Annotated in this window: 18 protein-coding genes; 4 read left to right on the top strand and 14 right to left on the bottom strand. The window is 50.8% G+C overall.

The window, feature by feature from the left end:
- Positions 1-32 precede the first annotated feature (32 nt).
- The 7 genes from ACQYWX_RS06525 to ACQYWX_RS06555 all read right to left on the bottom strand — a co-directional run bounded on the left by ACQYWX_RS06525 (position 33) and on the right by ACQYWX_RS06555 (position 8,792).
- Entirely contained in the window at positions 33-887 is an 855-nt protein-coding gene (locus tag ACQYWX_RS06525; RefSeq protein ID WP_431688274.1) for an acyltransferase, read from the bottom strand.
- A 211-nt stretch (positions 888-1,098) separates the two neighbouring features.
- Positions 1,099-1,515 (bottom strand): YkvA family protein, encoded by a 417-nt coding sequence (locus ACQYWX_RS06530; protein WP_431688275.1) that lies wholly within the window; start codon positions 1,513-1,515, stop codon positions 1,099-1,101.
- A 107-nt stretch (positions 1,516-1,622) separates the two neighbouring features.
- Complete coding sequence (locus ACQYWX_RS06535; RefSeq protein ID WP_216735036.1) at positions 1,623-2,447, bottom strand: glucosaminidase domain-containing protein; 825 nt, start codon at positions 2,445-2,447, stop codon at positions 1,623-1,625.
- Positions 2,448-2,581: 134 nt separating this feature from the next.
- Entirely contained in the window at positions 2,582-4,906 is a 2,325-nt protein-coding gene (locus ACQYWX_RS06540; RefSeq protein WP_431688276.1) for a hypothetical protein, read from the bottom strand.
- A gap of 218 nt (positions 4,907-5,124) precedes the next feature.
- Entirely contained in the window at positions 5,125-5,688 is a 564-nt protein-coding gene (locus ACQYWX_RS06545) for a YfaZ family outer membrane protein (RefSeq protein ID WP_127969011.1), read from the bottom strand.
- A gap of 200 nt (positions 5,689-5,888) precedes the next feature.
- A complete protein-coding gene (locus tag ACQYWX_RS06550) occupies positions 5,889-6,890 on the bottom strand; it encodes a DUF3187 family protein (RefSeq protein ID WP_431688277.1) in 1,002 nt (333 codons plus the stop codon).
- A 114-nt stretch (positions 6,891-7,004) separates the two neighbouring features.
- Positions 7,005-8,792: a cation:proton antiporter gene (locus tag ACQYWX_RS06555; protein WP_216735032.1), complete on the bottom strand. Its 1,788-nt coding sequence runs from the start codon at positions 8,790-8,792 to the stop codon at positions 7,005-7,007.
- Between the two features lie 362 nt (positions 8,793-9,154).
- On the opposite strand from ACQYWX_RS06555, the gene ACQYWX_RS06560 reads away from it, so the two are divergent.
- On the top strand, positions 9,155-11,431 hold the full coding sequence (locus ACQYWX_RS06560) for a response regulator (protein WP_431688278.1): 2,277 nt from the start codon (positions 9,155-9,157) through the stop codon (positions 11,429-11,431).
- A 526-nt stretch (positions 11,432-11,957) separates the two neighbouring features.
- A complete protein-coding gene (locus ACQYWX_RS06565) occupies positions 11,958-12,281 on the top strand; it encodes a PilZ domain-containing protein (RefSeq protein ID WP_431688279.1) in 324 nt (107 codons plus the stop codon).
- Here ACQYWX_RS06565 and tsaA read toward each other — a convergent pair.
- From tsaA to pilB, 7 genes are all read right to left on the bottom strand, one after another.
- On the bottom strand, positions 12,271-12,993 hold the full coding sequence (tsaA, locus tag ACQYWX_RS06570) for a tRNA (N6-threonylcarbamoyladenosine(37)-N6)-methyltransferase TrmO (RefSeq protein WP_253938084.1): 723 nt from the start codon (positions 12,991-12,993) through the stop codon (positions 12,271-12,273). The two genes, ACQYWX_RS06565 and tsaA, sit on opposite strands and share 11 nt — an antisense overlap.
- 3 nt (positions 12,994-12,996) lie before the next feature.
- Positions 12,997-14,043 carry a hypothetical protein gene (locus tag ACQYWX_RS06575; protein WP_431688280.1) on the bottom strand — a complete coding sequence of 349 codons (1,047 nt, stop codon included), beginning with the start codon at positions 14,041-14,043 and terminating at the stop codon, positions 12,997-12,999.
- 50 nt (positions 14,044-14,093) lie between these two features.
- Positions 14,094-14,330 carry a DNA gyrase inhibitor YacG gene (gene yacG, locus ACQYWX_RS06580; protein ID WP_431688281.1) on the bottom strand — a complete coding sequence of 79 codons (237 nt, stop codon included), beginning with the start codon at positions 14,328-14,330 and terminating at the stop codon, positions 14,094-14,096.
- Positions 14,320-14,946: a dephospho-CoA kinase gene (gene coaE / locus ACQYWX_RS06585; RefSeq protein WP_431688282.1), complete on the bottom strand. Its 627-nt coding sequence runs from the start codon at positions 14,944-14,946 to the stop codon at positions 14,320-14,322. The genes yacG and coaE overlap by 11 nt, the downstream gene beginning before the upstream one ends.
- A gap of 19 nt (positions 14,947-14,965) precedes the next feature.
- Positions 14,966-15,844, bottom strand: a complete 879-nt coding sequence (locus ACQYWX_RS06590; protein WP_431688283.1) for a prepilin peptidase — start codon at positions 15,842-15,844, stop codon at positions 14,966-14,968.
- A 68-nt stretch (positions 15,845-15,912) separates the two neighbouring features.
- The gene (locus tag ACQYWX_RS06595; protein WP_216735025.1) at positions 15,913-17,133 is read right to left on the bottom strand and encodes a type II secretion system F family protein; all 1,221 of its coding nucleotides are present in this window, start codon (positions 17,131-17,133) and stop codon (positions 15,913-15,915) included.
- Between the two features lie 3 nt (positions 17,134-17,136).
- Positions 17,137-18,849 carry a type IV-A pilus assembly ATPase PilB gene (gene pilB / locus ACQYWX_RS06600; protein ID WP_431688284.1) on the bottom strand — a complete coding sequence of 571 codons (1,713 nt, stop codon included), beginning with the start codon at positions 18,847-18,849 and terminating at the stop codon, positions 17,137-17,139.
- A 317-nt stretch (positions 18,850-19,166) separates the two neighbouring features.
- Here pilB and ACQYWX_RS06605 point away from each other — a divergent pair, with 317 nt between their 5' ends.
- Both ACQYWX_RS06605 and ACQYWX_RS06610 read left to right on the top strand, forming a co-directional pair.
- Positions 19,167-19,643, top strand: coding sequence for a pilin (locus ACQYWX_RS06605; RefSeq protein ID WP_216735023.1), 477 nt, complete (start codon positions 19,167-19,169; stop codon positions 19,641-19,643).
- Between the two features lie 94 nt (positions 19,644-19,737).
- Positions 19,738-20,184 carry a pilin gene (locus ACQYWX_RS06610; protein ID WP_216735022.1) on the top strand — a complete coding sequence of 149 codons (447 nt, stop codon included), beginning with the start codon at positions 19,738-19,740 and terminating at the stop codon, positions 20,182-20,184.
- Positions 20,185-20,198 lie beyond the last annotated feature (14 nt).

Genomic DNA, 20,198 nt, shown 5'->3' on the forward strand with positions numbered 1-20,198 from the left:
TTATTCACTTTCACAAAGTCTATTTGCTGGCTTCAAGATGCGTATTGCTGGTGAAGCTGCTCCAACTGCTCGTCTTTTCTTCGCCATAGCTGTGCGATCCACTCCTGAAACTCTGAGCGAAACTCAGCATCGTTCATATAGTCCCGACTGAGAAACTGATCGGGAATGCGAATTTTCTCAATGCGGATCACTACCTTTTTGATTCGACCTGACGCTAGCCCCCAAAATCCAAGCGCTTTGCCGGGGTAATGAATAGTAATGTTGAGCATCGTGTGCAGATGTTCTCCCATCGCCCCCAAGACAAAAGCGGCTCCGCCGGCTTTGGGCTTTAGCAGGTGCTTATAGGGCGATTTTTGATGATCGTGCTTGGCCTGGGTAAAGCGTGTGCCCTCCAGGAAGTTAAACACGGTGACAGGAGTGTATTTAAACTTCTCACAGGCTTTTTTGGTGGTTTCCAAGTCTTTGCCTTTCAATGCGGGGTTGCGCTCAATTTGTTCCCGGGAGTAGCGCTTCATGAATGGAAAATCCAGCGCCCACCAGGCCACGCCAATTAACGGCACCCAAATCAGTTCCTGCTTTAGGAAAAATTTCAGCATCGGAACTTTGCCGTTAAGCACCCTCTGTACAATGGGGATATCCGCCCAGGTTTGGTGATTGCAGGTGACCAAATACCAGTCATTAGGATTGAGATCGGTATCCCCTTCCACATCCCACTGAATGTTGTGAAGAAGATACAGCAGCCCATTATTGATATTGATCCACAGTCCAGCGATGCCGATCAGCATGATGGTGCAGTATTTACGTGTAACGCTAATCGGTATCAGCAGCTTGATAAAAGCCAGCGCCAGCACGAAAGGAAATAAAATAGTCGTTGAAAGCAGGATCAAGAGGACGGCTAGAACGCCTCTTAGCCAATGTGGAAGAAAGCTCAACATTCGTCGAAATATCTCGTTATTGTGTTTTCAGGAAGTCTTATTTTTGATTATCCAGGCGAATGTTTTCAGGTCGCCTGTCGCTCTTTCGGCGTTTATTCTCCGGCTGGGCGAGTCGCCCTCCGGTTCTTGTGTGGTGTGGGTCAGTGTACTTGCGATACCGCCATCAATTGCTCCCTTGCTGAGATGTCTGCTTCTTGTCGGTTTTGAACCAGGCTGCCGTTTTTTCCTGCGCCTGGCGTCGTATTTCAGGGGTAATATGTGCAGCGATCGTGGCGATAGCGCCGGCCATAACCGTGAGGTCGTCGGTATAGCCCAGAATGGGCGTCAGGTCAGGAATGCCGTCTATCAGCGATATAAAATACCCCAGAGCGCCGTAGATGACGGTTTTACACCATACCGGCGTGTTGGGCGATGCGGCGGTGTAATAGAGCGTCAATGCATGCTCTACCGCTGTAACGCCGGCGGCGGAGGCTGCCGCGCCCAACTTTTTCCACAACTGGGCGCCAGAAACCGATGGAGGATTTTCTGATTCTAAACGAGCTGTCTCGGAGAAGCGGTTACGGGCTAGATTGATGCTCATAGTGTGTCCCATAGTCGGGTGGAATCCATTTCATTTTACGCAACCCCGGCAGGAATTTCTGAATTAAATAACCAATGGTCGCGTTTCCATCCGGTAACTTCGGTTGATCAAAGTGTTGCGGCGTCACTGGGTTGGTCGTACTTCTCCAGGTCATTGGCGCGGATCATACCCTGTATTTCCGCAATATAAGCTTCTCCCCGGGTAGAGTATTTCGCCAGGCCTGGGGTCAGGCTTTGTCCGGTGACGGCGAGCCCTTGAGCTCGGAGTTTTTCTCTGGTTTTACGAAGGTCGATATAGTGCAGATTCCGGTTGAGGTTGCGCATGTAGCTCATCACAGAGTGGTAAACCGTATCGAAACGCGCGACTTCGTGCTGCAGGTGAGAGGCGCGCTGCGCGGGCTCAATGCCGCATCCGGGCTTGAAGCACCACTGTCCGAATAAGTTGTTGCCTTCACGGGCGAAGCGGGAGCCTCCCCAGCCGGACTCATTGGCCGCCTGCGCCAGCACCAGAGAGGGTGGAATCGTATCCACTCTGCGCAGCATCAGTTTGAAAAAGTCGTTGTTGAAAGCGTCGTCAAACGGCACTCGATAAGTTTCCGCCAAGCGTTGCAGGCGAGCGGTATCTTCCGTCGAGAATGTGGTTTGACGCTGCATCATTTGGATGAACTGGCGCTCTTCTTTGATTTGTCGATTGGCTTGTTGCACCAATGGCAACAAGTAAGAGAAAAACGCTTCTTTCTTTTCACCGACATCTTCATAGCTGCTGAAATCAGGAAGAGGTGCGGTGGGTATCAGATTCACGTTCGAGGCCTTGAGCTCTTTTTTATCATCCTTAACCACCAGAGCATGTAAGTCATACCAGAGTGAAAATGTAAAAAGCCAAACTAATGCGCCGCTAAAGGCAATAACGGCATAGCTGCGGTAATTCTTCATGTACTACCCATCGTTTTTGCTAGCAGATTTTATTTTGCGTATTTAGTTTAGCTGATTCAACACTTTGGGCAGGAAGGAGGGCGAGCTATGGCCTGCTCTCCACAACGTCAATGTGGAGAGCAGGGGAAGGGCGTTTAATCTGAGTTTGCGGTCAACGCTTGTTGCTTGAAGCCATATACCAATCCGATACGGTCGCCGTAACGCACCAGTAAAATCAGCAGATTGCCGCCGCTGGCGGCGAATCCTTCCATTGTCAGCGTTTTTCCACCTGCGGGCTGCGGATCGGTGAAATCCAGCTTAAGAAGGTTTCTGTCCGCTCCCGTGTTGGCGGCGGGAGACGCTTGTGGCGTTAAAGAGTAATCCGCATCGTGATTTTCAATATCGCTGAGTGTCTGGCTGCCAATGGTCTGCGTCACCCGGCGCTCGTTCAGATGGAGGGTTGCGACCGAGGCGTCGTCGAAGGTCAGGGTGGACAGGTTGTGATTCCCGAATAAGGTCGCGCCCCCGCTGATGCCTAAACTATTGCCATATAACACATAGCTGGCGCCGGCGTAGTTAATGTCCGTGTCTGACAACTTCACCGCATGAATGATGCCTTGGCCGTCCGTATCGCTGTCTATATTGAACGACAGGACATTGCCGGAAGGGTCACTGACGCCGCTGGCTGAGCCAGCTTTGATTCGTCCGGTATATTGCGTTTCATAGACTTTATCAGCGTTGTTGTACTTGATGGTCGGCAGTCGCTCCAGCGCCAGAGACGCGGGCGTTTCCGTTGACATGCCGACGCCTGAGGCGGAGCCGTCCGCGCTACGGCTCATCTGATAGGTGTGATAGATGTCGGGATCGCCTGCAACCGGAGCGGGTTGCGTTTGCGCAATATCGCTTGAGGTCGCTTGCCAGTGGTGAATCGCGCCAACGACCGTCATGACCGGGTCTGTGGACAGGTTCTGGCGCAGGCTGATCACACCATAATCGCCGCCATTGATCACGTCCGTGCTGAAGTTCGAGGATTGTTTGCTATGGAAAAGCCAGCCGAAAGTGTTCAATTTTTCCAGCGTCAGCTCGCGGCTATACCCTCCCGTTGACTTGGCGGCCAGTTCAATCGCAAATCCATCGCTCAAGTAAGCGGAGGCCATGGAGGGTGAGGATGTGCTGTCGTCATTGGTCGATTTTGTGGTGTACAGGCGAGTATAGAAAGGGTTAGTCAACCAGCCGGTAGGGCTGGCGCTGTCTTCCCGGGTAATGTACTGAGTTTGCAGGCGCGCCATATCGAAAAAGCCGCTTGGAGACAGGTAGGTCAGTGTTGAACCGACATGGGCGTTAATATCATCCTCTTCCGCCTGCGCGCCCTGGTTGAAGACGTCGTCGGAGACTTGGGTCAGGCTATGGCGCTCCCAGGGAACCTGTTCGACGATAATGTTATTGATGATGCCCAATACTGTGGCGGTAAAGCTGGCGATGGGGTAGGAATAGGTCGTGACTTCCGCGGACGTATTGGTTTTGATCGTGGCGATGCGGTTGGAGAACACCACGGTTTTAGCGCCGTTGGGCAGGCCTTGGTTCAGTCCGGTGGCGAATAATACGGAGTTGTACAGGCCGGCTCGGTTTTCCAACACTGGCGCAATACTGGTTGATGTTGTGCCGTCGATCTTTTTCTCGCGGATAGTGGCGATGAACTGGTCGACGAAGTCGTCAAATAATACGTTGTCGCCAAGAAACGCCATCGTCTCTTCCAGGTCTGCATTGTCCGGTAAGGTGACTTCGAAATCCTGCACGCCGTTCATCAATGCGGCCCAGTTCAGCATGCGTGCGTCGGCCTGTGAGCCGCAGGAATCCGTACTGTCGTTACAGGGCATCATTCCGTCCAGCTCGGCTTGGGAACTCAGGCTGCTGAAGAAATCTCTAACCGCATATTCCGACGCGGCGGTAATCAGTATGCCTTTGTTAGCGTTGGGCAAACCCGTGCGAATGACAGAGCCGTTACTGAGCTCCGCTGCGATAACCAAGTCAATTCTTTGCGGAATGGAGCCGTCAAAGGTGATGGTGTAGCTGCCGTCGCTGGAGCGATTGACAGAATAGTCATTGCTTGAGATGACTCCACCGGAAATAACATTACCGCGATAATCCAGCTGTTGAATGCTCAGATTGGCCGCCACCTTGTCTCCGGCTGAGATGGCGTAAGCTGAAGCTGGCAGGAAAGCGTTCAGTATCTTTTGGGCGATGGTGGCTTCTTGCATGCCCGGGGTGGCGAGTACTGCGACATTGACCTGTCTGCCGTCAATGGGATCGGGGGGCGTTTCTCCGCTGGCGTCGCCGGCAGGAGGATCAACTTTGTTGTCGTTCTTGGGCGGCGTGTAACCGCCGTTGCCATCTAGAGATTCATCGCCGCCGCCACAGGCGGAGAGTATGGATACAAGCAGCAGGAGCCCGGAAACTTTTTTCAGCTCGCGCAATGACATAGGCAATTCCATTGTTGATTCTTATTGAGGCTGTTGGGGGCTAGTCTAAGGGTTTTTACGGAGGGCGGAAAACCCTGGTTTGAGGAATCTGTGAAGCAGTCCCAGCCGGGGAAGTGCTGGAGTGAGGGTAAGGGCGATGAAATCGCCGCAGACGACGAAGAGGCGCGTTCTGCGGCGAGAGTTTGTCTTGCTAAACGTTATAAGTCGTTTACAGAGACTTAGAACTGCAGGGCGAAGCCGACGTTTACGCCTTCGTCCAGAGTGATGTCATTATTGCGTTCAATGTCCGCTTTGATGACGCGGTATCCCAGATAGATATCGGCGTTGGGAATAACGCGATAGGTGGTTTTTACGTCAAAACGGGAGAACTGCTCGGCGTCCTGAAAGGACGTGATGGACGGCGCGAAATGGCCTGCCAGTTTGACTCCCAATCCTGGAACGGCGGGAATTTTGATGTGCGCGTATCCACCTAATGCAATGGCTGAGCCGTCGACGTCACCTTCGGTAAAAGCGTCCAGCTGGGCTCCAATGCCAACCGTTGTCGGCAGGTTGCCGATAGCAGTTTGCCCCCGTGCATGCAGGTCGCCGTTGAGCAGGTGACCGCCGCCTTTGTGGTACAGGTAGCCAAGGCCTGTTTCGAAATCTCTGGATTGCGGCAGCATATTGACCTGTACATTAACGGACTCATCGCCAATGTTGAAGTCTAATTCGGAAGCGGTTGCGATGTTGGCTCCCAACAGTGCGGCGGCGCCGATAGCCGCGTTAAGCCCTAAAAATCTCATGGATATGGTTGCTCCTGGTTTAATCATTCTGAGAAAAAGTTTCCGGCGAACTTCCGTTTGCGGAATGTGTCCATCTACGGAATATCTTGTAGCGGATTGCGGAAATACGCCCTCAGGCGCTAAAGGCGACAAGCCGACATCTTAACCACAGGCGAATGTCGGCTCAAATTAATAACAGGTTATCTGGAGCTCTGACTCAATCACCAGCCGTAGGTCATACCCAGAATGGCGACAAAGTCCGGCGTGATAGTAGTGTTAAGGTCCTCTGCGATTGCGATGTTCAGTACCAGCGAATCACTGAGGGCGATTTGTCCGCCGGTGGTCAGCTGCAGGGAGAAATTGCTCAGTTCGCGCAACTGGCTATGGTAAAGCCCGGAGTGGCTGTCTATCTGCGCCGTAAGCGTGAGATAAGGCAGCGCGCGCCAATGGCCGCCAGCCCGTAGGGACAGCGCCCAGTTTTTCTGTAGTGGAGCAAGCTTGAGGTCGCTATCGCCCAGGTAGCTGACAGCGGCGCCGGCGAATGGAATGAAGCGTTGCTCGGGACCCGTTACGGCTCCTTCCCAGCCCATGCCTGCAGAAAGGTCCCAGGCTCCGCTGCCGGTAAGCTTATCGGCGTGTCCTGTCGGCGCTTTAACTTCCAGTTGCGCCAGCCAATCCTGCTCCCAGAAATGCAACTGTTGGGAGTAGCCAAGGCGAATATCGCCGATTCCAGAGGCTTCTTCGCGAAAATTCAGCAGCCTTTCGCCATTGCGCTGGTAAACATAGGCGAATTGATCGTTGGTGTCCTGCGTCCTGCCGCCCTGGGGAAGGCCGAACCATTCGTGCCAATCGTAGATGAAATCGTCCCACAGGCCTTTGCTGTGGTCGACATAGGGCGCTCTCAAGGTAAGTTCGGCGTCGTTTGTGAAACGCCAGCGCAGCGATAACGAGGTTATCGCCACTTCGCCGTCAAAATAGGAAATTTCGTTGATGTTCTCGTGTGTGACATAGGTATTGGCGGTGGCGTGCTGCAGGCTTGCCTCAAAGCCGGATGGCGCGGTGTTCAGGGCTGTTTGAATAGACGGCAGCCCAAATATCTGCGCGAGAGGAGAGTAGTTCCCCACTTCAAAAGGTGTGGGAGAGAGGGCCAATGCAGGGGAAGATAATAGTGCGCAGACGCAGGGGTAAACGATCCGGTGAGTTATTTTTTTTAACGACGTCATCGGTTGGATGATTCCTTCATGTCATGCCAAGTTGTTTAAACAGGCTCTTTAAAGCGTCAGCATCTGCCTGATGTTGAGCTAAAAAGAGCGCTTTAGAAAGTTTAGCAGCAGACGCTAGCCAACGAGGCTGATCAACACCTGTCCTGGCTTGGGTTGCAGGTTTTTCTTTACGGTGAAGAAGTTCAATGTTCCGTTTTCACCCACAAGGCATAGCGGTAATGGATCTTGATCCTGGTTCTTTTCCTTAAACTGTTCGTAGGTGAAGTCTTTGGTAAGAGGAGTGCGCTTGATGACGGCGCCATGATTCAATCTCCTCATGATGTGGTTGTAAGTGGCCTGGGTGGAGAACAGGGCGACGCCGGACAAGTCTTCGGGAATCCACTGAGCGGGTTTGTCCTTATCTTCGGGTTCGCCAAGCTGATAGACCTCTTTGACGCCGAATATGTCGGAAAAACGAATACAGGCGAGAGAATTCAATTCCAGGTTGGGCGTTAACGCCAGAAAGCGTCCCATCCCTGTGTAATTGACGCGCTCCAGTAACTGCTCGGACAGGACGTTGCCCAGCAGTGTCGGCGTTCCTTCCATACGGGCTTCTTTAATGTTGCTCCACCGTGCGTCGACAATCAGCACGCTCACGTTTTCATTCTTCAACGCTTTGGCGAGCGCATTGGTGAAGGCGTTGGAGCCAAGAATGATACAGCCTTGCGGGTTATCGTCGGACAGCGCCAGTTTCTTCGCCAGCGGTCTGGCGCCCAGGCCATAGATAAGAATCGTGCCCATGATGATCAGAAACATCGTGGGGGGTAATGCTTCCGCCTCTTCATATCCGATGCCTTGCAGGCGTACGGCGAATAGAGAGGCCACCGCCGCGGCGACGATGCCTCGGGGCGCCATGGAAGATAAGAAGACTTTTTCCTTCCAGCTCAGATTGCTTTTTACGGTTGAAGCCCAAACCGCCGCTGGACGCACCAGAAACACCAGCAGTAGCAAGAAAGCGAAACTTCCGGCATGGATGTGCTCCAGGTCTTTTACATCCAGACGGGCGGCGAGAACGATAAACATAGAGGAAAGCAGCAGTACGCGGAGGTCTTCTTTAAAGCCCACCAAATTGCGTATCGACACCAGGCGCTGGTTGCCTAAATAGATCCCCATAATAGTAACGCTGAACAGGCCGCTTTCATGCTGTATCAGGTTGGAGGCGGTGAACAGACACATGACCATCGCGAGGGTGAAAGTGTTGCCCAGAAACTCCGGTATCCAGTGATGACGTAGCGCTGTCGCCACCAACATCCCGGCAATCAAACCCATCAAGCCGCCTACTACGACAGTCAACAAGAAGCCGGATAAAAACAGGGTCGTCGCTTTGCCCACGCTGGTGGACACGACGGCCTCATACACCAATACAGTAAGGAGTGCGCCAATGGGGTCGTTGAGAATGCCCTCCCATTTCAGGATAGAGTTAACCTGTCCTTTGGGGCGAATCAGCATCAACAAAGGCAGCACCACGGTGGGGCCGGTGACGGTAAGAATCGCACCGATCAGCAGAGCGAGAATCCAGGGCACATCGAGTGTAAGCCAGGACAGGAAAAAGGCGAGAAACCAGGTAATCAAGATTCCCACGCTGACGAGACTGCGAACAGCGGTTGAGCTGGTTTTGAGTTCCGCCAGTTTAAGGCTGAGTCCGCCTTCGAACAGGATGATGGCGACGGCGAAAGAAATAGCTGGAAACAGGAAGTCGCCGAAAATTTCGTCAGGGTTCAGTACGCCAGTCGTTGGACCCAGAACTATACCGCTCAGCAATAACAACAGTATTGAAGGCAGTTTCAGTTTCCAGGCTATATACTGAGATGCGACGCCGAAAAACAGGATGGCGGCGAGGGCTACGACGACATGTTCGTTCAAAAGGGGAGCTCCGAACCGGAAGAGTTGAGGTTTAGCAGTCAGTTTTTCCGCTAAAGATAGCAGTTGATCCCTGGTGTGGCCAGCTTAAAGCCGATGCGGTGGTGGTTTGAACAACGCGCCATCCTATACTTCTGATCGCTGTTGAATACGTAGGCGGGATGGATTATTGACGGGAACATATATAGAGTTGTCGCTGTCCCATGGGCGGGCGGCGAATAGGCGACTGGACGTCAAAGTGTCAAAGTAAGGTTTTGCTACAATATCGATAGCGCTCTCAACGGTAGTAGGCAAACAGGGAGTTTAGGGGTTTGTGGGGTAAATTTAGTAAACGGCTGCGTAAGTATCCTTTAGGATCGAAGGTCGTGGCGAGCGTCCTGCTGTTCAGCACAGCCGTCGCCCTGGTCTCCACCGGCGTACAGTTGTGGCTGGATTACCGTGCGGAAGTGGCGGCGCTCAACACTAGGCTGGACGATGTCGCAAGTACGTTCGAACCGGGATTGGCGAATAGCCTCTGGAGCATCAACCACGATAACCTGGATGTGTTATTGCGGGGATTGCTGCGCCTGCCAGAAATTTACAACGTCTCCCTGGTCACCAACTACCAGGATGTGTTTACCGCTGGCACGCCGCCATCCGGTGAGCCTTCCTTCAGCAAGGTGTACCCCATCTATCAGCCGGGCATGGACAATTACTGGCTGGGAGATTTGACGCTCATCGCCACACTGGAGCCTATCCAGCACAAAATCTGGGACCGGCTGCTGATTATTCTGATTACCCAGAGCGTCAAAACCTTTGTCGTCGCTATTTTCTTCTTGTTGATCTTCTGGCTTTTGGTCAGTCGGCATCTGGAAAAGATGTCGCAATATTGCCGCAGGTTGGAGATTGATAACCCGACGGCGACCTTAACCCTGGACCGTAAGCCGCCATCCTCATCCGACGAGCTGAGTCAGGTGGTCACCGCTATTAATAATCTGCGTATTCGCATGCTGGAGCAGACGCGCATTTTGCGGCAGTCCGAGCAACGCTCTCAAGTCGAGCGCTCCCAGGCGGTAAAGGCGAATCAAAGCAAGAGCGTGTTTATCGCCAATATCAGCCACGAGCTGCGCACACCGATGAACAACATTCTTGGCTATACCGGCCTGTTGCTGGATGCCCCCGTTTCTCAGGAGCAACGTGAATATTTGCTGGCGGTGCAACAGAGTTCAGAGTCTTTGTTGACCCTGTTTAACGATATGCTGGACCTTTCCAAACTGGAAGCCGGCACGACGCAAGTGGATTTGGCGCCTACCGAATTGCGAGCATTGCTGCAGGCGGCGGTGGCGCGTGTTTCGGCGGTGTCGGAAGCCAAAGGCCTGAACGTTGAAACCTTTGTGGATGCAGGCCTGCCGACTCGAGTGCTGACGGATCGCAATATTCTGTTGCGCGTGCTGGAAAGCCTGCTCTCCGTTGCGATTACGGTCACGGTTAAAGGCCAGGTGGTGCTGCATGTGCATCCGGTGGCGTTTGACGAAGATCGGGTGCGCATACGCTTTACCGTAGAAGACAGCAGCCCGGGAATCAGCCCTAATGAAATTGATACCTTGCTGTCCAACACCTTTGAGGCGCCGGTTTCGCAGGGCCTCAACGAAGTTGGCACAGGGTTGAGGTTGGCGTTGTGTAAACAGTTCGTGGAGTTGATGGGCGGCTCTTTCGGTATCGAAAGTGAGGAAGGTAAAGGCACGACCTATTGGGCGCAACTGTCCTGTCAGCGCGTGCAAAGTTATAGCCCTCAAATTCTTAATGAAGAAAATATTTTCAGAGAAAGCCGCATCCTCGTGGCGGATGCCAATGAGCTGAGTCTCAAGGCCACTCTGGATATTTTCTCCGAAGAATCCCTGCTGCATTGCGATATTGCTAAAACCTCTGAAGAGGTCAGGGCGCTGGTGAATCAGGCGGTGGACTCTAAAGCCCCATACAACGCGATGATTCTGGATGAGTCGCTGCCGGGAGATGACTTTATAGATCTGATTAAGTTCATCAAATCCTTGGACTTGCAGAAAAACGCGCCGATTTTGGCGTTGTCCTCACATCCGCAAAGAGAACATGTGTCTGAATTGAAGGGCGCGGGAGTATCCGGCTATCTCAGTAAGTTGGACAGAGAGTCGCACTTACGCGACGCTTTGTACTCGGTTTTGGTGGAGGAGCCGAATGAAACTTCGATTATCCTTTCTCCCAGCCTGATGACCTTTGAGGATCGCAGGGACTCAAGGCGTTCCGGCTTACGTGTTCTGCTGGTTGAGGACAATACGGTCAATCGCAATCTCGCCCGCAAGATGTTGGAGAAGTGCGGCTGCCGAGTGGACTTTGCTGAAAACGGCGAAATTGCCATCCAACAGCTGGGTTCAACCCATTTTGATTTGATATTCATGGACTGTTGGATGCCGGTCATGGATGGCTATGAGACGACCAAGCGTATTCGTGAGAGTGCCCAAAGCTTTTCTCATATCCCTATTGTGGCGCTCACGGCGAACGCCTTCCCCGGTGAAAAAGAGAAATGCATGCAGTGCGGGATGGACGACTTCCTGACCAAGCCCATCCGTTTCGAAGAGCTCAGCGCTATTGTTCGTCACTTTGAGGAAAAAGTGTTGGAACAGGCTTGATAGCTCCTTTGTGACAGATTGTTGGATGATGCTGTTAAATTTTGAAAAATTAATCAAAAAAGTCACCGTAAGTGGGTGAGTCTGGTTGAAAAAGACTACATTTTCCCCTAAATCTTAAATTAAGGATTGTTGTCGCGCGTCAGAAGCTGTGTTCTATCGGCCTTCGGCTTCAAGCGTCAAGAAGTGGGAGCAGTATGGCAAAGGAGAAGCGCAGAGTTTTACACTGAACACGAACGCCAACGGATGAGCTGTAAGAAGGTCAATTTAACGCTGACATTGAATAGGCGATGTGCTTATGAACATGTTTGTGACTGGAGATACAGCGATGCGTCAGTTTATACGTCATCCTACAGATATCCCTATTCTGCTTGAAAAGAAACGCCCCTCCAAAGAAGACTCATGCTCCGATTCTGGTGTTTGTACTGACACAATAATCCATAAGAGCCCCGCCACCGTGGGCGTCGGCTGTTGTCCCGCCGCGTCTTCGCACTGCATGCAAAACATAAGCTGCGGCGGAGTTTGTTGTATGTCGCCAACGTCCTATGAGGTGGGAGAGAAGGTGATGGTGGTTATCGCTTTTGTACGCCCAACCTTTAGAACGCCAGCTCAGGTAATCTGGTGTAATGATGTGGGTAACGGTTTTGAAATAGGGTTGCGTTTCATGAGCGAAAAAGATGCATTCGCCGCACGGATGGTGGAGCAGGTGTGTCACATTGAGCATTACAAACGAGAAGTATTGGCGACGGAAGGTCGTCGTATGTCAGGGGAAGAAGCGGCGATAGAGTGGATTGAAAAGCATGCGCCGGATTTTCCCGAGTTTGATTCAGGTCCTGAAGTAACTACTCATTAACTTCCAGAGGCGTAACCGCGCTGACAAGCGCGTAATCGTCATAGACACGCCAGGAAATATTCAGGTTGTATAAAGCCAAGCCATAGACTTTCGAGTCGGTTTGGCTTTTTTTATAGCTGGGACGCGGGTCGAGTCCAATGGTCTCAATAATCAGCTCTCGCAGGTTGGGATATTGAGGGCTGAATTGACGCAAGCTATGTTCTGCTTCTTCTGTAAAGCGCACTTCCAGGCAAGGCTCAGGCTTCTCAACCGCATAGCCGCCTTCAGCCTCTATTGCGTCGACATAGGGAATATAAGGTTTAATGTCTAATACAGGGGCTCCGTCTACGAAGTCGCCCCCTTCCACGCTGAGCACTTGTAACCCTTCATGCTCCTGAACAGAGAGCAGGCGTACGGCGGAGAGTCCAATGGGGTTGGGACGAAATGGAGAGCGGGAGGCGAATACGCCGACTGACTTGTTGCCGCCGAGCCTCGGAGGGCGGACTTTCGGCTTCCAGCCTGCAGCGGCGGTTTTATGGAAATGAAACAGGACCCAAATATGGCTGAAAGCTGTTAATCCCGACACGGCTTCTACGGAAGAAAACTCCTGTGTGAGCACGATTTCCGTGATGGCGTGTTTGATTAGCCCAGGTTGGCGCGGCGCTCCGAACTTTTCTGGGAAGCACGAGCGGATGTGGCCAATTGGGCGGTAGATTAGATCTTCCATCGCCATGATTTACTCTGAGAAGATCATCTCAATTCCCAGCGTCAGCGACGGATTGGGCTTGAAGTTATCGTCTCTGGGAAACAGCAGTTCTGGCGTGCTTTCGAGGAAGAGCCAGTCGCTATAAAGCCGTTGACGGTAGGTGGTGTTTATAAAGTAAGCGCTGGTGCGTGGGTTAGGGCGGCTTTCTCCCAGCCATCCCAACTGGTGATTCATTGCACGATTCTCATCTATCTTTTGTGAAAGAGAGAAGATTTCCGCAAATTCCCAACCGTCTCGATTATCCACCCACTGCGCTTCTGACTTGGAACGGAAGAACCAGCGGTCTGAAATGGCGTTCTCAAAGTAGAAGGCGCTGGTGTGACCCCAGCCATCGGAATGGTAGTAATAAATCGACTCGTCTACCCGGAAGGCCCAGGTGTCAGAGAGCGCCCACTCTTTCTCCGCTTTCGCCCTAGCGAATGGGTCCAATGGAATTTCCAGCTTGATACCCAGGTCGCCCTTGAACTTCCACTCTTTCAGGGCGGCAATTAAGCGAAAGAAGCCAGTACTGGTGGTGTTGGTGGTTTCATTTTCCTTTAACACCCTATTCCGGTTTTTTTCCGCCAAGGTTTTGGTTTCATCTGGGTCGTTCTCGATCACCAGTTTGAACCGGTCCTGGGTATAAGGAAGGTCCAAACGAAACTTGAAGCGTGGTTCGGGATCAATCCCTTCTTCTTTTCGCCAAACACCAAACAAGCCAACTTTCAAGAAGCTGCCGTTGGCGCTCAGTTCAGCCTCTTTGCCGCCAAAAAAGCCGTCAATATTGCGTCCAAGCGAACCGATTCTATTTGACCAGGCGTTGCGTTGATCTACGATCCAGCTGAAGGAGCGCTCAGTCATGGTTTCTTTTTCTGCGTCTTCCTCGTCTTCTATCGCTTGAACGCTATCCTCGGCAGGGACGGAGGCTTTAGTTTCAATAGCTTCCTCTGTTTCCTTGGCATGAGAAAGGGAAGCGGATATGAATTGGAATGAGACGGCGGCAAGGGCCGCACAAAGGTATTTGTACGCGAACGTCACCGGCTAATACTTCCTGGTATGTGAATAGGAAAGGTCGCAGAGGTTGGATATCAATGGGCGTCCTTGGGCCGATCGTCGTCGGCTTCAGACCACTTGTCTTTCTCCTCAGCTTCTGGAATTCGATACTCTTCGGACGCCCAGGCACCCAGGTCGATCATTTGGCAGCGTTTGCTGCAGAATGGACGAAATTCATTTTCCTGAATCCATGGGACTTTCTTTCCACACGTTGGGCAATCCACTTTCAGGGATGTGCGCGTGGCTGGAGAGGTTGAAGATTTATCGATCATGCTGCGCCAGTTCTAAATAGTATTCGTGCAACTTGGCGACCTCCTGGTTCAGGTGGGCCAAGTCCTTATCGTTCTGGATGATATCATCCGCATGTTGGCGTTTATACTCTCTGCCGCTTTGAGTCGCAATAATCCGGCGGACCAAATCCTCGCTATTTTGATCTCGCGCCATCGCTCTGGCGATTTGCACTGGCTCAGGAACATCTATGACCAGTATGCGATCTACCAACTCGCGTTGCCGGGTTTCCAGCAATAAAGGGGATGCCAGGATGCAATAAGGCGACGCGCATGCACTTAACCAATGGCGTATGCGCTGATTGATGAGCGGGTGCAGCAGGCTTTCAAGCCACTTCTTCTGCTCAGGGTCATGGAACACCAGCTTACGAAGCGCTGCGCGATCCAGAGCTCCGCTCGGCGTGATCAAGGCGGAGCCGAAATGTTCTACAATATGTTGCAGGGCTGGCTCACCAGGCTCGACTACGTCGCGGGCGACTTGATCGGCGTCGATACAGGGAATGCCTAGTTCGACAAACTTGGCCGCTGCTGCGGACTTACCGCTGGCGATGCCGCCGGTAAGTCCGATGACTAATGAGTTATGTTGAGTAATCTGATTCATGTAGGGAAAGATACTGCGACTAAGGTGCAGGATACATCCCCAAATAGGCGGATACGATATCATTTCCCCAGATCATCGCGATCCAGCCGGCGATCGCCAGATAGGGGCCAAAGGGGATCGGGATATTTTTATCTCTACCTAAGGTAATGATCATAGCCAGGCCAATAACGGCCCCAACCAGTGACGAAAGCAGAATAATGAGCGGGAGCATTTTCCAGCCCAGCCAGGCCCCAAGAGCGGCGAGCAACTTGAAGTCGCCGTAGCCCATACCTTCCTTGCCGGTCAAAAGTCGGAATAAATGGTAAACCGACCACAAAGCCAAATAGCCAATCACTGCGCCAGTCACAGCTTCTGATAGGGGAGCGAAAATACCCTGGATATTGATTAACAACCCCGCCCAAAGCAGAGGAAGCGTCAGGTCATCAGGAAGCAGCTGGGTGTCGAAGTCAATCAATGACAACGTAAGCAATGTCCAGCTTAAGCTAATGGCCGCCAGTCCCGCCCAACTCATTTTGAAATAGCAAACGGCAATAACCGCCAATAAAGCGGTAGCGATTTCCACCAGGGGGTAGCGTATCGAAATGCCAGTTTTACACGAGGAGCACTTGCCCCCAAGGAACAAATAACTGATTACAGGAATATTTTCCCAGGCTCTGATTTTATGTCCGCACTTAGGGCAGGTTGAGTCGGGTTTGGAAAGCGTGATCAGAGGCTCATCTGTTTTAGGGCAGTCGCAGCCTGGAATTTCAGCGCACTGAGCGCGCCATTCCTGCTCCAGCATTTTCGGCTTCCGCAGAATTACGACATTCAAAAAGCTGCCGACAACCAAGCCGAAAACAATGACCGTGGTATAAAGCAGCGCAGGGTTATGATTGAACTGATTAAAGATTTCTAACATCGGTTATATATGGGCACAGTTAAAAAAAGACCTCGCGGGTGCGAGGTCTTTTGAGGATAAGTATTTGATTAGACCACAGAGCCCAATTGGAATATGGGGAGGTACATACCAACAATCAGGCCGCCAACCAAAACCCCTAACACGGCCATGATCATTGGTTCCATAAGCGCGGTCAGGTTGTCTACGGCATCGTCTACTTCAGACTCATAGTGATCGGCGACTTTCTCCAGCATGTCATCTAGAGCGCCAGACTCTTCGCCAATTGAAGTTAACTGTATGGCCATAACGGGAAATACGCCCGTAGTTTTCATACTGTATTGCAATTGCGTTCCCGAGGATACGTCGTCGCGTATTTTGGTTACAGCTCTTCTGAATACTGCATTTCCTGTGGCTCCAGCTACTGAATCCAAGGCGTCAACGAGTGGTACGCCGGCAGCAAAAGTAGTTGAAAGAACCCTGGCGAAGCGAGCTACTGCAGACTTGTGCAAAATATCGCCCATGACAGGAAACTTTAATATGTACTTATCAACAGCATCAGAAAACGCTGGAGACCTTCGCCTAGCTTCGCTAAAGCTAAATATCGCGGCAATAATGACACCAAGAATAATGTACCAGGACGCCTGCAAATACTCTGAAATGTTAATAATCATTTGGGTGAAGGCGGGCAAATCGGCGCCGAAGCCCTGGAATAGATCTTGGAACTGGGGAACGACTTTGACCAGCAATATACCTGTTACAATTACTGCAACGACAAGCACCGCAATAGGGTATGTCATTGCTTTTTTGACCTTTTTCTTCAGAATTTCTGTCTTTTCCAAATAAGTCGCCACTCGATCCAGCATTGTCTCTAGAGCGCCCGACTTTTCACCTGAGTCAATCAGGTTGCAAAATAAATCGTCGAAGTATTTTGGATGTTTCATTAGTGCGCCAGCAAAGCTATTACCTGCCGCAACTTCATTCTTGATATCTAAAACGAGCTCTTTTAGCGATGGGTGTTCAAGCCCGTCTGCAACTATGTCGAACGACTGCACTAAAGGAACTCCAGCTTTCATCATCGTCGCCATTTGGCGAGTAAATACGGCGATATCAAACGGAGTTATTTTCTTGGTTCTTTTGCCTAAAATACTTTCTGCTTTCTTTCTGACCTTGGTGGGGTTAATTCCCTGCTTTCTCAGCTGCGCTTTTACAAGGGCTACGTTTGACCCACTCGTTTCTCCCTTGGTCTTATTCCCCTTTCGGTCAGTGCCTTCCCAGACAAAGGTTGAGTGTTTTTGTGCTGCTTGGGCCATATTTTAATCCTTCGTTACCCGATTTGCGTCTTCTAGGCTGGTTACGCCCTCAATTACTTTTCTCAGCGCTGACTGTCTGAGATTGCGAAAACCTTCTTTCTGAGACTGCCTGGCTAGCTCAAGTGAGCTTGCCTCATTCATGATAAGTTCTTGCATAGGGGGGGTGACTCTCACTACTTCGTATATACCCACGCGGCCTTTATACCCGTCTTTGCATTTACCACAACCTTTTGGACTGTACAATTTAAAGCCTGTTTCAATTTGTGCATCTGTGAATCCCTCCTCCTTTAAAACTTCGTTGGGGACGGTGATCACCTCCTTACACTCTGGACAGAGCCTTCTTGCAAGGCGCTGTGCGATAATTAGGCTTACCGAGGTTGCAATATTGAAAGCGGGAACCCCCATATTACGAAGTCGGGTTAAGGTTTCGGCAGCGCTATTCGTATGAAGTGTAGACAGCACTAAGTGCCCTGTTTGTGCTGCTTTGATAGCGATAGATGCAGTATCTAAATCCCGTATCTCTCCCACCATAACCACGTCAGGATCTTGTCGAAGAAACGCCCGTAAAGCAGAAGAAAAGTCTAAGCCGACCTTTGTATTTACGTTAACTTGGTTGACTCCTTCCAAGTTGATTTCTACCGGATCTTCCGCCGTAGAGATATTTCTTTCCGTGGTATTCAGTATATTCAGGCCAGTATAAAGAGAAACGGTTTTACCGCTTCCTGTAGGCCCGGTGACCAATATCATGCCTTGCGGTTGAGCAAGGGCGTCCAAATACATCTTCTTCTGATCTTCTTCGTATCCAAGGGCGTCAATGCCCAGTTTTGCGCTACTTGGATCCAGTATCCGCAAAACAATCTTTTCTCCCCAGAGCGTGGGGAGAGTGTTAACTCGAAAGTCAATGGCTTTGGTTTTGGATAGCTTCATCTTGATGCGGCCATCCTGAGGAACTCTTCTCTCAGAAATATCCAGCTGTGACATTACCTTTAAACGCGCTGACAACTTGGCTGCGAGTTTTATAGACGGCTTCGATACCTCATGCAATATGCCATCTGTCCTAAATCTGACACGATAAGTTTTCTCGTAGGGTTCGAAATGTATATCTGAAGCCCCGCCCTTAATCGCGTCCAGGAGCATCTTATTTATGTATTTGACGATAGGGGCGTCGTCTTGCTCAGCCCCTGAGTCGTCATCTCTGTCGCTATCGTCGCCAGTTTCTATATCGACATCTTCTAAGTCGCCGCCATCGATATCTCCTAGGGGCTGCTCTTGGGCCTCAAGATACTTTTCGATAGCTGAAGAAAGCTTGTCGTCTTCCACGAGGACAGCATCGGTGCTTAGCCCTGTGTGGAATTTTATCTCGTCAAGCGCCTGCAGGTTGGTTGGGTCAGCCAAAGCCAGAAACAACCGGTTGCCTCTTTTAAACAAGGGCAAGGCGTGATGCTTTCTTATTAGCTTTTCATCGACAATTTTTTCGGGAACTTGATCAAGGGCGATAGAGTTCAGGTCAACCAAAGGCACGCCAAACTCTGCCGATGCGGCATAAGCTAGCTGGGTCGCTTTGGCCAGCCCCTGTTGCACTAGGTAGCTCACAAAAGGGAGCTTTGCTTTGCCTGCATTATTCTGCGCATCGCGCGCAGTACTTTCCTCGATAATTCCGTCTTGGACAAAACGGCGTGCTAACCCTGTAAGGGGAGTGGTCATTTGAGTATTCATACTAAGGGGTCGACTAAAAAAATAAACATCCTTTCAAAAGTTTAGATTTAATTGGGGAAGTTGGAAAGTTGCATTACAGGTTTTATGCAGAGTGACAAAATTTGTCACCAACTGGCGATAATGGTCAGCACTTATTTTTTGTCTAGACTGAAAAAGAGAGGAAGTAAGGCGGGAGCGTTCTGCTATCTGCTTGAAATAAAAGAAAGAGCAAGACGGAAGAGGAAGTTGGCACGTAGACTGCATCCTCTTTGTGCAAGGTGTCGGCAGTGGCCCCCGAAACGTTTAAATAGTCGAAAGACGATTGAGGAGATCAGTTAATGAAAAGCATCCAAAAAGGTTTTACCCTTATTGAATTGATGATCGTTGTTGCGATCATTGGTATCCTGGCGGCGGTGGCTATCCCTGCTTACCAAGACTACATCGCTCGTTCTCAGGTGAGTGAAGCTGTGAGCCTGACTTCTGCGGTAAAAGGCTCTATGGCGGAAGCATTCCAGAATACAGCTAAAAGACCGGGTCTGACTGAAGTTGGCGCGGTTACAGATGGTAAATACGTTGCAAGTATGACTGTTGTCGGTATCACTACTAACCAGTGGGCTGTTGTTGCAACAATGAAGACTACTGGCGTAAATGCAAATATCTCCGCTAAGAAATTTGCTACTGCAACTTACGATGGTGGCAAGCACTGGACATGCGGTAAAGTTGCTACTCAAAATGACGGCGCTACCGCCTTTACTGGTGCATCCGACAACACTGATCTGGACCCCCAGTACCTGCCAAGCTCTTGCAAACCTTAATAATCGTAGCTACAGCTGACTGACACAGTTAAGTTCTAGCTATCATATAAAGCCTCCTATATAGGGGGCTTTTTACTTTAAGAGGCGCCAACATATGAAAGGTTATTTGAAAGGCTTTACTTTGTTGGAACTATTGATTGTAGTTGCCATAATAGGGATAGTTTCTGCACTGGCAATACCTGGTTATCTTGATTATGTTGCTCGAACTCAAGTGGCGGAAGCGGTTACTCTGACAGATAGTTTTAAGACGAAAGTGAGTGAGTTTGTGCATAATACAGGGAGAGTTCCCTCTGTAGCGGCAATTGAAGTTGGCGCATCAGGGAAATATGTCGGTAGCATGAGTATTATGAACCCTGCATCAGGCGTTATTGTGATTCAGGCAACAATGAGAAATGCAGGTGTAAGCAGTAACATATCAGGTAAAACTTTTGCCATGGCTTCCGATAACAATGGCAAGACTTGGTTTTGTGGTAAAACATCCTCTAGCGCTAATGCTGCAACAAGCATTGACCCCTCTTATCTTCCGTCTTCTTGTAAATAATATTGCTGTGAGTA

Origin of the sequence: Hahella sp. NBU794 (assembly GCF_050749805.1) — a bacterium.
In the GTDB taxonomy this organism is placed as follows: domain Bacteria; phylum Pseudomonadota; class Gammaproteobacteria; order Pseudomonadales; family Oleiphilaceae; genus Hahella.

Excerpts from the sequence above, each read along its gene's own strand:
- ACQYWX_RS06530 (WP_431688275.1), bottom strand. The coding sequence starts at position 1,515 with ATGAGCATCAATCTAGCCCGTAACCGCTTCTCCGAGACAGCTCGTTTA.
- ACQYWX_RS06535 (WP_216735036.1), bottom strand. The coding sequence starts at position 2,447 with ATGAAGAATTACCGCAGCTATGCCGTTATTGCCTTTAGCGGCGCATTA.
- ACQYWX_RS06540 (WP_431688276.1), bottom strand. The coding sequence starts at position 4,906 with ATGTCATTGCGCGAGCTGAAAAAAGTTTCCGGGCTCCTGCTGCTTGTA.
- ACQYWX_RS06545 (WP_127969011.1), bottom strand. The coding sequence starts at position 5,688 with ATGAGATTTTTAGGGCTTAACGCGGCTATCGGCGCCGCCGCACTGTTG.
- ACQYWX_RS06550 (WP_431688277.1), bottom strand. The coding sequence starts at position 6,890 with ATGACGTCGTTAAAAAAAATAACTCACCGGATCGTTTACCCCTGCGTC.
- ACQYWX_RS06565 (WP_431688279.1), top strand. The coding sequence starts at position 11,958 with ATGTCGCCAACGTCCTATGAGGTGGGAGAGAAGGTGATGGTGGTTATC.
- tsaA (WP_253938084.1), bottom strand. The coding sequence starts at position 12,993 with ATGGCGATGGAAGATCTAATCTACCGCCCAATTGGCCACATCCGCTCG.
- yacG (WP_431688281.1), bottom strand. The coding sequence starts at position 14,330 with ATGATCGATAAATCTTCAACCTCTCCAGCCACGCGCACATCCCTGAAA.
- coaE (WP_431688282.1), bottom strand. The coding sequence starts at position 14,946 with ATGAATCAGATTACTCAACATAACTCATTAGTCATCGGACTTACCGGC.
- ACQYWX_RS06590 (WP_431688283.1), bottom strand. The coding sequence starts at position 15,844 with ATGTTAGAAATCTTTAATCAGTTCAATCATAACCCTGCGCTGCTTTAT.
- ACQYWX_RS06595 (WP_216735025.1), bottom strand. The coding sequence starts at position 17,133 with ATGGCCCAAGCAGCACAAAAACACTCAACCTTTGTCTGGGAAGGCACT.
- pilB (WP_431688284.1), bottom strand. The coding sequence starts at position 18,849 with ATGAATACTCAAATGACCACTCCCCTTACAGGGTTAGCACGCCGTTTT.
- ACQYWX_RS06605 (WP_216735023.1), top strand. The coding sequence starts at position 19,167 with ATGAAAAGCATCCAAAAAGGTTTTACCCTTATTGAATTGATGATCGTT.
- ACQYWX_RS06610 (WP_216735022.1), top strand. The coding sequence starts at position 19,738 with ATGAAAGGTTATTTGAAAGGCTTTACTTTGTTGGAACTATTGATTGTA.